General features: G+C 38.8%; 12 protein-coding genes. 6 read left to right on the plus strand and 6 right to left on the minus strand.

Annotated elements, in window-relative coordinates:
* The first annotated feature begins 157 nt into the window (after nt 1-157).
* Nucleotides 158-2,995, plus strand: coding sequence for an RNA polymerase-associated protein RapA (rapA, locus tag I2F31_RS01340; RefSeq protein WP_195768110.1), 2,838 nt, complete (start codon nt 158-160; stop codon nt 2,993-2,995).
* A gap of 58 nt (nt 2,996-3,053) precedes the next feature.
* Here rapA and I2F31_RS01345 read toward each other — a convergent pair whose 3' ends face one another.
* Together I2F31_RS01345 and fabR are read right to left on the minus strand one after the other, a co-directional pair.
* Nucleotides 3,054-4,079, minus strand: coding sequence for an AI-2E family transporter (locus I2F31_RS01345; protein WP_195768109.1), 1,026 nt, complete (start codon nt 4,077-4,079; stop codon nt 3,054-3,056).
* Nucleotides 4,080-4,146: 67 nt separating this feature from the next.
* Complete coding sequence (fabR, locus tag I2F31_RS01350) at nt 4,147-4,830, minus strand: HTH-type transcriptional repressor FabR (protein WP_407647854.1); 684 nt, start codon at nt 4,828-4,830, stop codon at nt 4,147-4,149.
* 156 nt (nt 4,831-4,986) lie between these two features.
* On the opposite strand from fabR, the gene I2F31_RS01355 reads away from it, so the two are divergent.
* From I2F31_RS01355 to I2F31_RS01370, 4 genes are all read left to right on the plus strand, one after another.
* Nucleotides 4,987-6,057 carry a flavin reductase family protein gene (locus tag I2F31_RS01355; RefSeq protein WP_195773308.1) on the plus strand — a complete coding sequence of 357 codons (1,071 nt, stop codon included), beginning with the start codon at nt 4,987-4,989 and terminating at the stop codon, nt 6,055-6,057.
* 14 nt (nt 6,058-6,071) lie between these two features.
* Nucleotides 6,072-7,166: a fatty acid desaturase family protein gene (locus I2F31_RS01360; RefSeq protein WP_195768107.1), complete on the plus strand. Its 1,095-nt coding sequence runs from the start codon at nt 6,072-6,074 to the stop codon at nt 7,164-7,166.
* A gap of 152 nt (nt 7,167-7,318) precedes the next feature.
* Nucleotides 7,319-8,773 carry a beta-Ala-His dipeptidase gene (gene pepD / locus I2F31_RS01365; protein WP_195768106.1) on the plus strand — a complete coding sequence of 485 codons (1,455 nt, stop codon included), beginning with the start codon at nt 7,319-7,321 and terminating at the stop codon, nt 8,771-8,773.
* Between the two features lie 244 nt (nt 8,774-9,017).
* On the plus strand, nt 9,018-10,022 hold the full coding sequence (locus I2F31_RS01370; protein ID WP_228285055.1) for a S66 family peptidase: 1,005 nt from the start codon (nt 9,018-9,020) through the stop codon (nt 10,020-10,022).
* Between the two features lie 199 nt (nt 10,023-10,221).
* On the opposite strand, the gene I2F31_RS01375 is transcribed toward I2F31_RS01370, so the two are convergent.
* The 3 genes from I2F31_RS01375 to I2F31_RS01385 all read right to left on the minus strand — a co-directional run bounded on the left by I2F31_RS01375 (nt 10,222) and on the right by I2F31_RS01385 (nt 12,901).
* Complete coding sequence (locus I2F31_RS01375; protein WP_195768105.1) at nt 10,222-11,460, minus strand: esterase-like activity of phytase family protein; 1,239 nt, start codon at nt 11,458-11,460, stop codon at nt 10,222-10,224.
* A 118-nt stretch (nt 11,461-11,578) separates the two neighbouring features.
* Nucleotides 11,579-12,208: a YitT family protein gene (locus tag I2F31_RS01380; RefSeq protein ID WP_228285054.1), complete on the minus strand. Its 630-nt coding sequence runs from the start codon at nt 12,206-12,208 to the stop codon at nt 11,579-11,581.
* 63 nt (nt 12,209-12,271) lie between these two features.
* Entirely contained in the window at nt 12,272-12,901 is a 630-nt protein-coding gene (locus tag I2F31_RS01385) for an alpha/beta hydrolase (protein ID WP_195773309.1), read from the minus strand.
* Between the two features lie 131 nt (nt 12,902-13,032).
* Here I2F31_RS01385 and yaaA point away from each other — a divergent pair, with 131 nt between their 5' ends.
* On the plus strand, nt 13,033-13,812 hold the full coding sequence (gene yaaA, locus I2F31_RS01390) for a peroxide stress protein YaaA (RefSeq protein ID WP_195768103.1): 780 nt from the start codon (nt 13,033-13,035) through the stop codon (nt 13,810-13,812).
* A gap of 50 nt (nt 13,813-13,862) precedes the next feature.
* Here yaaA and phrB read toward each other — a convergent pair whose 3' ends face one another.
* Entirely contained in the window at nt 13,863-15,287 is a 1,425-nt protein-coding gene (gene phrB / locus I2F31_RS01395; protein WP_195768102.1) for a deoxyribodipyrimidine photo-lyase, read from the minus strand.
* Between the last annotated feature and the right edge of the window lie 32 nt (nt 15,288-15,319).

The following is a 15,319-nucleotide window of genomic DNA, read 5'->3' on the forward strand; positions in this document are numbered from 1 at the left end:
ACATATTAAAATTGTTAACAGACATGCAATAGATTGACATATTGAAGCATATTTTTTGCTCACTTCATGTGGGCTTTATGCGAGAATATTAAAACTGAACTTAAACTAAATGGTCTATTTCATAGATTGATTTAGTCTAGACTTAAATGAATGAAAGGTGAAAAAATTGCAACAGTTTGCTATTGGTCAACGTTGGTTATCCGATACAGAAACGGAACTTGGTCTAGGGGTAGTCATTGATGTAGACGAGCGTTCTGTCAGCATTTTGTTCCCTAAAAGCGATGAAACACGGGTCTATGCCAAAAGCAATGCACCTTTGTCACGTATTGTATTTAACGTGAAAGATGAACTACATGACCAAGAAGGTGTTGCTTGGACAGTAGAGTCATTTGAAGAGCGTTTTGGTGTGCTCAAATACCATGTTGTACGCACTTTAAGTAATGGTGAAAAAGAACAAAAAACACTGAATGAAACCCGTATTGGGGCACAAATTCAGCTGTCTAAACCACTAGATCGTTTACTTGCCAGTCAAGTCGACATTAAAGCATGGTATGACTTGCGTGTAGAAGCATTACAAATGCAAGCTAACATGAATAACAATCCGCTAAAAGGTGTGCTTGGTGCTCGTGTGGGTTTAATTCCACACCAATTATATATTGCTCATGAAGTGGGTAAGCGTTTTGCACCGCGTGTTTTATTGGCCGATGAAGTGGGCTTGGGTAAAACCATTGAAGCAGGCTTGATTATTCATCAGCAGCTTAAAACTGCTCGTGCCGAGCGTATTTTAATTTTAGTGCCTGATTCATTGCAGTATCAGTGGATGATTGAAATGCGTCGCCGTTTCAATTTGAATTTTGCAATTTTTGATCTCACACGTACTGCAGCGATTCGTGAGCATGACCCAGAGCTGAATCCATTTAGTACAGAGCAATGCATTATTGCGAGCGTTGACTTAATGGTTGACCATGAAGACTTACGCGAGCAAGCACTCGAAGCAGGCTTTGATTTATTAGTGGTCGATGAAGCACATCATTTAATGTGGAATGATGAAGAAGGCGGTAATGACCGTTACGATCTCGTTGAAGAGTTAGCAGAAAAAATTGCGGGTGTGCTTTTACTGACAGCAACACCAGAGCAATTGGGCGTAGAAAGTCATTTTGCTCGCTTACGCCTGCTAGACCCACAGCGTTTTAGTGCTTTAGATCGCTTTTTAGATGAAGAAGAAAAGTATCATCACACGGCGAAAATTGCTGAAGTCCTCATGTCAGATGAGCCTTTGACACAAGCCCACCGTGATGCCCTAGAAAAGCTGTTAGGTCATAGTATTGAAGACCAACCTGAACAACGTTATCAAGCCATTCATGAGCTGTTAGACCGTCATGGTACAGGGCGTATTTTATTCCGTAACACCCGTGAAGCGATTCAAGGTTTCCCTGGTCGTGACTGTCGCCCTGCTGCGTTGCCTGCACCACAAACATGGTCTATGACAGGTAAATTGCGTGAGCAAATGTGGCCTGAAGAAGCACAGATTGATGGGGCTTGGATGCAAACTGACCCACGTGTGATGTGGTTAATGGAGATCTTACGCAAAGACCTGAAACATAATAAAGTATTGTTGATTGCTCGTAGCGGGCCTGTCGTTGAAGCGTTAGAAAATGTTTTACGCCTGCATGCAGGTATTCGCACAGCGATGTTCCATGAAGCCATGACTTTGCTTGAGCGAGATCAGGCGGCGGCGTACTTTGCTGAAGAAGTGAACGGGGCTCAAATTTTACTGTGTTCGGAAATTGGTTCAGAAGGGCGTAATTTCCAGTTTGCCAGTGACCTGATTTTATTTGACTTGCCATCTAACCCAGATGTGCTTGAACAGCGTATTGGTCGTCTTGACCGTATTGGGCAAGAAAATCGCATTCAAATTCATGTGCCGTATTTAATGGGTACTGCACAAGAGCGTATGTTCCGTTGGTATAATGAAGCATTGAATATTTTTAACCAAATATCACCAACAGCACAAACTTTACAAGAAAACTTTATTGCCGACTTAAAGTCACACTTGCTCACTGACTTAGGCTCAGATTTTGATGACTTACTGCAAGAAGTGACCTTGCAACGTCAAGCATTGGAGCGTGAATTACAAGAAGGCCGTGACCGTTTGCTTGAATACAACTCATGTCGTCCGTTGGTTGCACAAAATATTGTGAAAGCTTTAGATGACTATGATGACAACACCACATTGCCAATGTTTATGAAGCGTTTTATGTCTTCAACAAATATTGATTTTGATGAGCAAAGTAATGGTACAGTGATCATTAAGCCAAGTGATCAAATGCAAGTGAGTGGTCTAAGCCTTGACGAAGAGGGCATGACGGCAACGTATTATCGTGATCAAGCACAAATTCGTGAAGACGCTCAGTATTTGACTTTAGAGCATCCGTTTATTGAAAGTGTGATGGAAATGATTCGCACGCAATCATTTGGTAGTACCAATGTGGCGATGCTGAAATCAAATGCCATTAAACCGGGTACTGTTTTGGTTGAAGTGTGGTTTAAAGTTGAGGCAATTGCACCAAAAGCCTTGAATGTACTTGCGAGTTTACCGACACAGCTTATTCGAGTGTTGTTGAGCGAAAATGGTCAAGATCTCTCGAAGAAAATTGACCCGACCATACTCAGACCACATCTGCATCATTTAGATGGTAATAGTAGTCGTCAAATTGTCAAAGCACGTAGAAATGTGATTGAAGAGCGCTATAACCAAGCATTAGAGTTAGCAAAAGGTTATTTACCTGAGTTACAAACACAAGGTCAAGACAACTACAGCAAGCAATGGCAGTATGAAATTGATCGTTTAGTGTATTTAAAGCAATTTAACCCGAGTATTCGTGAAGATGAAATTGAGCGTTTGAAAAAGCTACAGCAAGAAGGCTTACAAAGCCTAGGCCGTTTGTCTGTTGTTCCTGAAGCCATACAAGTATTGGTGGCAGTAAAACCTTAATATCTAGTATCAAAAATGCCCGAAGTGATTCGGGCATTTTTAATGGTCTTTTGCTAAATTAAATCATTTTGAGTATGGTTAGTTCTTGTTTAATGTAGGCATAAAAAATAGGAGCAACAATTAAACCACCAATACCAAAAATTGCCTCAAAAATAAGCATAGCCAGTAAAACCTCCCATGCTTTGGCCTTAATTTTTGTACCAATAATTTGGGCATTAATAAAATATTCTAACTTATGTATCAGAATTAAATACACCAAACATACCGATGCAACGGGTAAGGAAATGGTTAATCCTGCCAGTACAATTAAAGCGTTAGAGAGTAAGTTTCCTGCAATTGGAATTAAACCAAATACAAACGTGAGGAGGCATAGCGTTTTTTCAAAGGGTAAATGCACATGAAATAATGGCAATATGACCAATGAGAAAATAATAAATAAGACGGTGTTAATAAAAGAAATTTTAATTTGAGCAAATACCACATTTCTAAAAGCGTCCCCTAAATGGGTAATTCGCTCTGTGAGTGCTGTTTTAAACGCAGGCTGTGGTGCAGTGTTTTTTGTTTTAGTGGTTTGAACAGACACTAAAATACCAATAATTAAGCCAATAAATGTGGTGGCAATATTATGTAAGAAGTCTGTACCTACACTTCGTAAGGCTTGAAGATTGTTCTTAATAATCTCCATAAAATTACTTTTTAAGTCACTAATATTATTTGGAATATAGCTAGGTAAAAACTTGACAATTTCTTGTTGTACACTCATGAGGGTTTTATCAATTTGAGCATTGAAACCATCTAGTCCGTGGTGGCCTTGTAAATCAGATAGGGTGAAGTTGACTAAACTGGTAATCGCAAGCACCAATAAAGTAATAATGGTAATGCTGAGTACAATACTTACAATGAGTTTGGTTTTACTGCTTTTTGTATAGGGTTCAATCATTTTATTGAGTGAATGAATAATCTCATAAATTAAAAAACCTGCAAAAAAACTGGCCAGTAAATGCAGAGGAATCATTGCTGCAAGTGCAATTACTATAAAGATATAACTTGCAATTTGAGCTTGGCGGTCGGTAAATAGACTCATATTTAATCAGCTTATTATAATCATGGTGGTATTGTCAGATGACAGTGACCCGATTGGGCCAGTGTCATTAAATTTTGGTTTTATGTTGTTCTTTAGATTCGAAGCGACGAGCCCCTTCTAAAATCATTCTAATCATGAGCATGGTTTGTTCGGCAGTATGTCGCCTTTGCTTGGCATCTAAATCAATGACTTTGGCACCCATATTAAACACCAGTTGGGTAATACCAATCGCAACAATTTCTGGGTGAGCCATTTTGCTTTTATTGAGTGCTTCTAAGCGTACCAAATCTTCTTGCAATTCTTGTTGAAAAAAGTTGAGCTGTTGTTCAACGGCTTGCTTATAAGAGACTGAGCCTGTGTATCCTTCTCTTAATAAAAGACTTAAATAGCCTTCATCTGTATCTAACTGTTGTAAAAATATTTCTACAGACGTTCGAATAATGCCATCTTGTTTTATGGCTTGAAGGCGTGCCTCACGAATAATTTGCCGTAAAACTAAGCCTGCACGGTTAATGAGTTCAATAGCCAACTCATCAATATCTTTAAAGTGACGATAAAAGCTATTGGGGGCAATCCCTGCTTCACGGGCAATTTCTCTTAAACTTAATGAAGCAATACTTTTTTGTGGGCCAATTAAATTCAGTGTGGCTTGGAATAGCTCTTCTTTTGTAATTGTTGCTTTTCTGCCGACAGTGCGTGCAGTGGTCTTGAGCGGCTCTAATGGTGGCTCAAGTATTTCATGCGATGTCATTGTAGATAAAGGGGCCATATGTGTCATTGAAGATATTTTCTTGATTATAGCCTTATCTTTAGTGAATTAGAAATATAACAATTCGTTGTTTTGATACTATACAAGTATATATACATGTGTATAATAATAAAAAGTCATAACCGAGATGGCCTAAATATGAACGTATTACCAAAAAAAAATCATGCACTCAGTTTTTTCACCGAGAGCGTGCTTGACCAAAAAGTCGTAAATTTTTGGGTACAAAAATTTAATCCAACTTGGTCTACTCATGAAATGTTAGGCCGTATTGTAAAAAAACAAAATACAGCCAAAGACATGGTTACATTGACCATACGTTGTAATAAGCGCATGAATTTTGGCTTACCCGGTCAGCATCATCCTGTTATTGTAGAAATTGCTGCTCGCCGCTTAGAACGAACCTATAGTTTAAATCGTATCGATGAACAGCACGTTGAGCTGACATTAAAAAAAGTCCCTCAAGGTGCGGTGAGCACCTGGTTGTGTCATGTTGCTGAGATTGGCGATATTGTTGAATTTGGTCAGCCATACGGTGAAATGTTATGTGTAACACACCCTGAAAAAGAGGTGATCTTACTGGCGGCTGGTAGTGGTATTACACCGATGTATAGCATGGTGTATGACTTAGCTAAAACAGGTCGATTGGTAGATTATCGCTTAAAACTCATGTATTGGGTGAAGCGCAGTGAAGATTTAGCCTTTCACCAATTTTTTCAAAAAACTGCACAACAGTACCCACAGTTTAGCTATGAAACTTTTTGCACCCAAGAGGGTGAAGCCGCGTCTCGTTTAAGTGAAAGCCATGTGAATGACTGTGGTGATTTGCATGAGACAGCAGTATTTGCTTGTGGCCCATCTGGGTTTGTAAATTCAGCATGTGATCTGTTTCATGTAGCCCGTTTATTTAAAAGTGAAGCATTTACGCTGTCACCTTTGGAAGTGTCTGACACTGGCACAGTAACCATTACTTTGACTAAATCGCAAAAAATGTTGGAAGTACCTCGTGGTATATCGCTGCTAGATGCTTTAGAGCGTGCCAATGAAAAGCCTGTTTCAGGTTGTCGTATGGGTATTTGTAACAAGTGTTCATGTCATAAAGTGAGTGGCGTAACACAAAATATTTTGAATCAAAACCAAAATGCAGAGCCAGGTAGTTCATTACGTATTTGTATTAATTCGGCAAAATCTGATCTCGTCTTAGATCTGTAAAAGTGAGTTGTATCATGAATATGCATGTAAAACCCCAGTACTTTAAAAACCCAAAGAATCGCGAGTTAAGTGAAGCCGAGTTAGCGTCTTTAGCAGCTGAGCTTGATGCGATTAAGCAAGATGTGCTTGATGACTTAGGTGAAAAAGACGCTAAATATATGCGTCGTGTGTATTCAACGGTACGCTACAGCAGTATTGCAGGTCGTGCGTTATTGTTTGCAGGATGGTTTCCACCAGCATGGATTCTAGGTACTGGCTTACTTGGTTTATCTAAAATTTTAGAAAACATGGAAGTTGGCCACAATGTTATGCATGGCCAATATGATTGGATGAATGATCCAAGATTAATGGGACAAACTTATGAGTGGGATATTGTAGGTACAGCCGATAACTGGAGACAGTCTCATAACTTTACTCACCATACATATACCAATGTAAAAGGTATGGATGATGATATTGGTTATGGACTGTTACGTTTGTTCCCTGAGCAGCGTTGGAAAAAAGCTCATTTATTGCAACCCTTGTATAGTATTCCATTTTGCTTTTTATTTCAGTGGGGCGTTGCCATACAAAGTTTAGAAGTGGGTAAGTTATTTATTGGTCGTAAAACCAAGAAACAGTTGTGGGAAGAGTGGAAGCCCATTCAAAATAAAGTGGCAAAACTGCTGTTTAAAGATTATGTATTTTTCCCATTGATTGCAGGGCCAAATGCTATTCCTGTGTTTTTTGGTAATATGGCTGCCAATGGTATGCGAAATGTTTGGACATTTAGTATTATTTTCTGTGGTCACTTTACCAAAGATGTTGAAGTATTTCCAAAGTCAGTTTTACAAAATGAAAGTAAAGGACATTGGTATATGCGTCAAATCCGTGGCTCATCAAACTTAACGGGTTCAGAAGCATTTCATATTTTAACAGGACATTTGAGCCATCAGATTGAGCATCATTTGTTCCCAGAAGTACCCGGTCGCCGTTATAGAGAAATGGGGCCAAAGGTAGAAGCTGTATGTAAAAAATATGGTTTAAACTATAACAATGCAAGTTTGTTTAAACAATATAGCCAAGTTTTAGGCCGTATTTTTAAATATGCATTGCCATTTAAAAAATAAACACATACATCATAGATGTGACTTGCCCTGACTTAAATGAAGCTCAGGGCATTTTTTTGTCTGATAAAAAATTATTTTTAGGGCAACAATATTTATTGTCGTTGGCTGTATGAGCAAGTAAGCTAAAGACATTATATTTTTGAGTGATGTTTATGAGCATGTTCGATTTCTCCCAACTACAACCTCAGATGGTTTGGAAACACTTTGACACATTGTGCCGTATTCCTCGAATATCTAAACAAGAACAACAACTACGAGATGCTTTACAAGCATGGGCTACGGAAAAAAACTTACCAAGTGTTGTTGATGGTGCAGGTAATCTCATCATTACTAAGCCTGCGACTATGGGTAAAGAACATGCCACACCTGTAATTTTGCAAGCTCATATAGATATGGTGACACAAGCCAATCGAAAAACAGTACATGATTTTAATAAAGACCCCATACAGCCTGTGTTAGAAGATGGTTGGCTGATTGCTAAAAATACTACTTTAGGGGCAGATAACGGTATAGGTGTTGCCTTAGCACTGGCCGTATTAGATAGTGATGATATTGAACATGGCCCAATTGAAGTACTCCTCACGGTTGATGAAGAAGCAGGTATGAGTGGTGCAAGAGGGCTTGATGCCAATGTGCTTAAAGGCAAATGGCTGTTTAATATGGACACAGAAGAGTGGGGTGAGCTGTATTTAGGCTGTGCAGGAAGCCAAGATGTAGAGCTCACGCAAGCTGTCACAGCACAAGAGCCACCGCAAAATCAGCGTTGGTTTCAATTGAGTGTTCAAGGACTTAAAGGCGGACATTCAGGCGTAGATATTCACTTAGGTCGAGGCAATGCCAATGTGATTTTAGTGCAATGTTTACATCAATATTTAGGTGATGCTTATGTGGCCTCATTGGTGGGTGGTACTGCACGAAATGCCATTCCTAGAGAAGCATCCGCGGTGATTGGTTTAACTGAACAGCAGTATGAAGCTTTTCATAAACAGGTATTTGAGTATCAACAACATTGCCTTGAAACATTAAAAGGGATTGATGATGGCCTAGAAATTCACTTGACTCCATGTTCAGCACCTAAAGAAATTTGCTCACCGAGCGTTGCACAGGCATGGATTACAGCGTTAGCAACGTGCCCTTATGGTATTTATAGTATGAGTGCAGTATTAGATGATGTGGTTGAAACATCTAATAATATTGGTATGGTCTCAATCACTGCAACAGAAGCATCTGCTAAAATTATGGTGCGTTCGATGGTGAATACACAGGCGGCACAGCTCGCTGAAACCATTAAAAATCACTTTATTGGCTATGGTACACAAGCAGGGCTTACGCCGTTGGTTTCTGGTTGGACACCAAACCCTGAGTCGGCGGCTTTAAAGTGTTTACAGCAGGCATATCAAACGGCATTTGGTATAGATGCCAAGCTTAAAGTGATTCATGCAGGTTTAGAATGCGGGATTATTGCTGAGCATTATCCAAATTTACACATGGTTTCATTCGGCCCAGATATTCGTGGGGCACATGCACCCGGCGAGAGAGTGAATGTTGAAACAGTAGCGAAGTGCTGGGTGTTACTCAAAACAGCGTTGTCTTTGGTGGGTAAATAAATCAGATAGATTTGTCATAAACCATGAGCCTCCTATGTATATAGGGGGCTTTTTCTTTTCGTATAACAGTCTTTACTCGTGAAATGATTATAACTTTAAGTCATGAGCGATATGTTTAAATGAACGGTATGCCTTTAATCACAAGGTTGATTTATTTTGAGTTATAAGTATTCAATAAGAAAAACATGATAGAGCTTTATTATTTATAAATATACGTTTTCCTTCCGCTTTAGTTGATGGTGATTTGATCGCAATTACTGCACCATCTATGGGGGTTCCTAATAATTTTCATGCTCGGCTTGATTATGTCATCAAACATTTAAAGGCAAAGGGGTTTAGAGTAACGGAAGGGCAATGTTTACGCGCGGTACATAAGAATGTTAGCAATAATAGGCTTACAAGAGCAAAAGAGCTAAACGGATTTTTACTACATTCAGAGGTTAAAGCCATTATGCCGCCGTGGGGAGGAGAGCTTGCAATGGATATTTTGGAATTAATTGACTTTAAACAGCTTTCTAAATGCGAACCGAAATGGTTTTGTGGATATTCTGATTTAAGTACATTACATATGCCACTTACCACTCTTGCAGGTTGGGCAACGTTGCATAGTCCAAATTTAATGGAGTTCTCTATTACAGCCCCAGATGATACTACAGAAAAAATATGGAATATTTTACAGGCAAATAGAGGGGCGATTGTGCATCAGTCATCGTCTTTACACTATCAAACTAAACCAAATAATTGGGCATTGAATCCTTCTGGTGGTTTTAGTTTAACAGTGCCGACACAATGGAAACGCTTAGATGGGGAATCTTCGCCAATCTCTTTTCAAGGCCGTTTAATTGGAGGGTGTCTAGAAACAATCTCTCGCCTTGCAGGTACTGAGTTTGGAGATATTCCTCAGTTCGTAAAACAACATGCCACTACTGGAACTATTCTTTATTTTGAAAGTTCGGAGCTGAGACCTTGTGCACTTGCAAGAGCTTTGCTCAGCTTAAAAATGCAATATTGGTTTAATGATTTATCAGGTATTTTAGTGGGGCGAAGTTCAACTAAAGAACAAGAAAAAGGTTCTACAGATCAACTGAGTTATGTAGATGCATTAAAATTGGCACTTGGCCATCTTAATATTCCTATAATTTATGATGTAGATATAGGCCATGTACCACCACAAGTATCATTGGTTAATGGGGTTATTGCACAGGTGAATTTTAGTCAAATAGATTGTTTTATTTCTCAACAGCTCTAATGACTTAAATAAATAATTTTTTTATTTGTGATGAAACGGTTTTGTCGATATTAAAGTAAAAATAAAGGGAATGACTGAGCGTCTTAGTGATCGTTTTTGTGTATCTTTTCAACCCATTGATTCACTTGCTTAGTAAGTATCAATGGGCTAAAGAGTACAATTAAGCGATTCACTGATATATCATAAATATTAAATCAGCTTACCAAAGTGCTTTTGGGAGTTTGATTTTTACCACTTCGTTGTTATCTGCTGTATTGGCATTTCGTCCAGATGAAAATGGAAAGTTATTGTCATTAAATACGGTAATGGTATTTGGGCTTTCAATAATAATATCTTCAATGGTTTCAAATGGCATCATAAACTGCGTGCCTGTCCCTAAATCACCTACATAGCGAGTGGTTTTATAGAGATCATGAGGGTTGTTAATCGCCATTAAATTGACCAAATCTTTACGTGTGACGGCTTGTTTTGCTTCATTCAAATGGACTTGAATAATTTTTTTGTAGCCATTTGGGTCATTTTGACTGGCATCTCGTTCAATAATCAGCCCATCCTTATCATTAAACATTTGAAAGTCGCCAATATTGGTGGCTTTAGCATCTAGTACAAAGTAGTAGTAGTTTGGAGTGTATTGTTTTTTCTGTATATCAAATTGAAAAATGAGTAGCTGTTTTTCTTTTGAGTTGAGTAATGGTTTTTCAAGTATAGGATATAAAAACTTCTGGTCAGGAGAAAGAGCCATTCCTTCAAAACCACCACTCCTTTGCACCAATGGTTCAATATATTGTGATTTATTACGATTAAACTGATTTTGTGGTGATCTTAACGCTGTGTTGGGGTGAAGTGGGTTTGGCAGAGTAACTGGCGGGTCAAGCAATACGCCATCTGCAGAAAAGTGTAGTAAATATGGGCCGAATTCATCACCGATCCAATAGCTACCATCACTCAGTTGTTGCATTGATTCGATGTCAAAATCTGCACCTGTGAGTAAGCGATCAGCCGTGTTTTGATGAACAATTTCAAATGGAACAAGACGGTTTGGATCTTTAAGTTGAATGGTTTTAAGAATACTGATGTTTTGTGCAGAGTGTTTTTTCGTGGCAAAATCAATTTTCAGCGTATACATACGCAGTAAAAAATCACTCGAATTGTCTTGTGTACCAAACCCGTTGTCAGGCATTGCAGTATATGTACCGTCTTTATTTTTTATTGCGGCAGAAAAACCTTGCACAGGCTGACTTGCAAACGGGACAGAAAACCCGTTTTTACCTTCAATTTTATGGCCACTACTTGGCCCTTCAGCAAAAGTATTGGCGGGTAAGCTTGCAAAAGCAACTAATTTAGGGGCTTTTGCAGTCGAAGTTGGTTTGGGTTGCATCTGACAGCCTGTAGCAATAAGCATTGAGGCTAAAAAACTGACACATAATTTCTTATTCATTTGAGGTTATACACTGTTGTTGTGAAGTCTAAAGTCTAGAAACAACATATGAACAATAGATGTCAGTGATATAACTGATCTGTTAAACCCAAGGTTTTAAGCTTGGGTCTAGAATCGACTAAGCAATATAACGTGAGCTTTTATGGTTCATGGCAATGACAAAGTTCAGTACAATTGCACCTAAAATTGAGATTGCTAATAAGTGCCACTCGACAAAAAAAGCTGATGCAATGAGTATGCTTAGGTCAACACCCATTTGGAATTTACCTGCGGAAATATTAAATTTACTCTGTAAATAAAGTGCCAATAGGTTGACACCACCTAAACTTGAGCGATGTCTAAATAAAATTAAGAAACTAATACCCATAATTAAATTAGCAACAATAGTGGCATAAAATGGATTAATTGATTGAATTTTAATAAATTGAGGCATTATTTCTGCAAATGCAGAAAGCAAAAGTACTGCAATGAAAGTCTTAATGACTAATGCAATGCCCATTTTTTTATAAGCAAAATAATAAAAAGGAATGTTAATCAGAAAAAATACTGTACCAAACTTTAAGCCAGTAATGTAGTGAATGAGCAATGATAGACCTGCTGTTCCTCCTGTCATAATGCCTGAAAACTGTAATAGATTTAGGGCAAAAGATAAAATAAATGTGCCAATGAGCATAGCAAGCATGTCTTCAATTTTTGTATGAGCATCAACGGTAGACATTGCGTTTGGTGCTGTGGAGGTGTTTTTCATATTAATGACCCTAAATCAAAATTTGATGCCACCGCATGCATGAAGTCATGCGGTGTTTTTTATCTATAAGTTAATATAACGCTGAATAGTTTCGTTGAGCTGTTTTAAGTAGCCTGTGAAAAAGTGATTTGCACCTGGGAAAATGGTAATCGGGTGTTTTTGTGGTTTCGCCCAAATGATCGCATCTGACAGTAAAGTAATGTCATCGCCTTCACCATGTATAAGTAGTAAATCGCCTTTAAGCTCAGGGGTTTTATAGTGCCTTAAACCTTGCACAGTTGCTGTAGGTAAGCCACATAAAACCAATTGTGTTGGTCGCTCAAGTTGTTCTAGTTGGTCATAGGCCTTTGCAATCACATGTGCGCCAAAGCTAAAACCACCTGCATAAAATGGTAGGCCTGCATGTTGCTGTTTGGCATAGTCAATCACAGATAAAATATCATCTGTTTCGCCAAAACCTTCGTTATGTGTGCCTTCGCTGTTACCAGAACCACGGAAGCTCGGTCTATAGACCACGCAACCGCGTTCAACTAAAATTTTAGCTAAAAGTGCGGGCACTTTATGTTGTGGTGTACCTCCTTGTAGTGGGTGAGGGTGACATATTACGGCAAATCCTTTTGCAGTGATTTGTGGATAATCAACAAATACTTCAATTTTACCGACTGGGCCATTTAAAAAGATTGTATCAGTCATATCGTTGATATTTCTTGGGTAAGAAGGAGTACCTATGATACCGATAATTATGATTAAAAACACAAATTAGCTTTAGAAATTCATGACTGTTATAGTAACAGACAAGAATATAACAGATGATAGGTAAGACAATGCTAAGCCTTATTTCCCCAGCCAAAACATTGGATTACGAAACGGCACTACCCACAGACCAATTTACCCAACCTCGTTTGCTTGATCAGTCGGCACAACTCATAGAGGTCTGCCGTAAACTTTCTGCAACTGAGGTTGCTGGTTTAATGGGTGTGAGTGAAAAAATTGCCCAGCTGAATGTGGCTCGTTTTCAAGATTGGTCGCCGTCTTTTGATTTTGGTAATGCTCGCCAAGCTATTTTTGCATTTAAAGGTGATGTCTACACAGGTTTAGACGCTTATTGTTTGAGTCAGAAACAGCTCGATTTTGCACAGCAACATTTGCGTATGCTGTCAGGTTTATATGGTGTGTTACGTCCTTTAGATTTAATGATGCCGTATCGTTTAGAGATGGGCACGAAATTGCACAATGAACGTGGTGCAAATTTATATACATTTTGGGGTGAGCGTATTACACAGCAAATTAATCAAGATTTAGAAGAGGCAAATAGTCAAATTTTATTGAACTTAGCTTCTGATGAATACTATAAGGCAGTCAAGCCAACTCAGGTTAAAGCTGAGATTATTCGTCCTGTATTTTTAGATCAGAAAAATGATCAATATAAAATTATTAGCTTCTATGCCAAAAAAGCACGGGGTTTAATGGCTCGTTTTGTGATTGAGCATCAAATTACCCGTGTTGAAGACTTAAAGTCGTTTTCTGTTGATGGTTATTATTTCGATGCGGTCAACTCAAGTGCAAGTGAGCTTGTGTTTAAGCGAGATGCAAAAGAAGCTTAAATCTAAAAAAGGTATGATGCTCAAGTGCATCATACCTTTAATGGTTTTATTTAGAGATTCTTAAAGGCTTCAATGGCACGTACTCGGCTAGATTTGAGATCTACGATGGGTTTGGGGTAGTCAAGATAACCAATCTTATGCGCAAATGGTGCATGAATTTGTTTGGCTTGTAATGATGCCAATTCAGGCACCCACTGTTTGATGTATTTACCTTCAGGGTCAAAGCGTTCAGATTGAGTGACAGGGTTGAAAATACGAAAGTAAGGTGCAGCATCTGTGCCTGTCGATGCAGACCATTGCCAACCACCATTATTGGCTGCCAATTCGCCATCAATTAAATGTTGCATAAACCAACGTTCACCTTCTCGCCAATCAATCAGTAAATTCTTGGTGAGAAACATAGCACAGATCATACGTACACGGTTATGCATCCAACCAGTCTGTTTTAGCTCTCGCATACCTGCATCTACAATGGGTATGCCCGTTTGTCCTTGAGTCCATTTTTCAAAATCACTTGGGGCATCACGCCATACTAAGCGATTGGTTTCATCTTTAAAGGGTTTTGCTTTCGACACTTTAGGAAAATCAACCATAATGTGTTGATAGAACTCACGCCAAAGTATTTCAGTCAGCCATGTCTCATCTCCTTTATGACTTAACACAAACTCACCATGGTAGGGCTGGAAGAGTGCCTGTAAGCATTGTCTGGCTGAAATCATACCTATATTTAAATATGCAGAGATACGGCTCGTACCCTGTATGGCAGGGAAGTCTCGTGTGTCTTGGTATTGTTTGACATTATGCTGTAGAAAGTCATTGAGCTTTTCGTGAGCAACAGGTTCACCCACAGGCCAAAGTTGTAATATCTGTTCTGAAACAGGGTAGTGTGTCAGCATGTCATCTAAACAGACTTGCTGAATGTCTTTTGGCAATGTGATGTTTTCTTGTTGCTCAATGTCTGGGTAACACTGAGGCATGCTGTGTTGTAGTCGTTCAAAGCAGGCCTTTTTAAATGGCGTAAAGACCTTATATGGTTGATTATTTTGGGTGCGTATAGTGCCTTTAGGAAATAAGGTATGGTCTTGAAAAAGATGTAGTGTTTTAGCGTGCTGAGAAAGTATTTTTAGCGTTGCATCATCACGTTTTTTTTCATATACCGCATATTCAGCATTGGCATATACATCTGTAATACTCAGTTGTTCTGTAAGCGTGAGCATATAATTGGCAATATCTTTCCACTGCTCAATTTGCGCAACAATAAGCGGAATATTTTTTTCTAAAAGTTGTTGTTGTAAGGTTTTGAGTTGTCGTAAATAAAAGTTAATTTTACACGTTGCATCGTGGTGTAGTTTCCATTGTTCGGGCGATAAAATCACTACTGCAATACAAGGATTTCCTTGCTGTGTTGCATGCCACAGGGCACTGTTGTCTTGTATACGAAGGTCTTGACGAAACCAAATGAGGTGAGTAGGCATAGCGCTTATTTTTCTAAACACATTTGCTATAG

The sequence above is a fragment of the Acinetobacter rathckeae genome (assembly GCF_015627125.1).
Lineage (GTDB): Bacteria > Pseudomonadota > Gammaproteobacteria > Pseudomonadales > Moraxellaceae > Acinetobacter > Acinetobacter rathckeae.

What these genes read in the sequence shown, in the direction of transcription:
- I2F31_RS01345 (WP_195768109.1), bottom strand. Translation starts at nt 4,079, where the DNA reads ATGAGTCTATTTACCGACCGCCAAGCTCAAATTGCAAGTTATATCTTT.
- fabR (WP_407647854.1), bottom strand. Translation starts at nt 4,830, where the DNA reads ATGACATCGCATGAAATACTTGAGCCACCATTAGAGCCGCTCAAGACC.
- I2F31_RS01355 (WP_195773308.1), top strand. Translation starts at nt 4,987, where the DNA reads ATGAACGTATTACCAAAAAAAAATCATGCACTCAGTTTTTTCACCGAG.
- I2F31_RS01360 (WP_195768107.1), top strand. Translation starts at nt 6,072, where the DNA reads ATGAATATGCATGTAAAACCCCAGTACTTTAAAAACCCAAAGAATCGC.
- pepD (WP_195768106.1), top strand. Translation starts at nt 7,319, where the DNA reads ATGAGCATGTTCGATTTCTCCCAACTACAACCTCAGATGGTTTGGAAA.
- I2F31_RS01375 (WP_195768105.1), bottom strand. Translation starts at nt 11,460, where the DNA reads ATGAATAAGAAATTATGTGTCAGTTTTTTAGCCTCAATGCTTATTGCT.
- I2F31_RS01380 (WP_228285054.1), bottom strand. Translation starts at nt 12,208, where the DNA reads ATGAAAAACACCTCCACAGCACCAAACGCAATGTCTACCGTTGATGCT.
- I2F31_RS01385 (WP_195773309.1), bottom strand. Translation starts at nt 12,901, where the DNA reads ATGACTGATACAATCTTTTTAAATGGCCCAGTCGGTAAAATTGAAGTA.
- yaaA (WP_195768103.1), top strand. Translation starts at nt 13,033, where the DNA reads ATGCTAAGCCTTATTTCCCCAGCCAAAACATTGGATTACGAAACGGCA.
- phrB (WP_195768102.1), bottom strand. Translation starts at nt 15,287, where the DNA reads ATGCCTACTCACCTCATTTGGTTTCGTCAAGACCTTCGTATACAAGAC.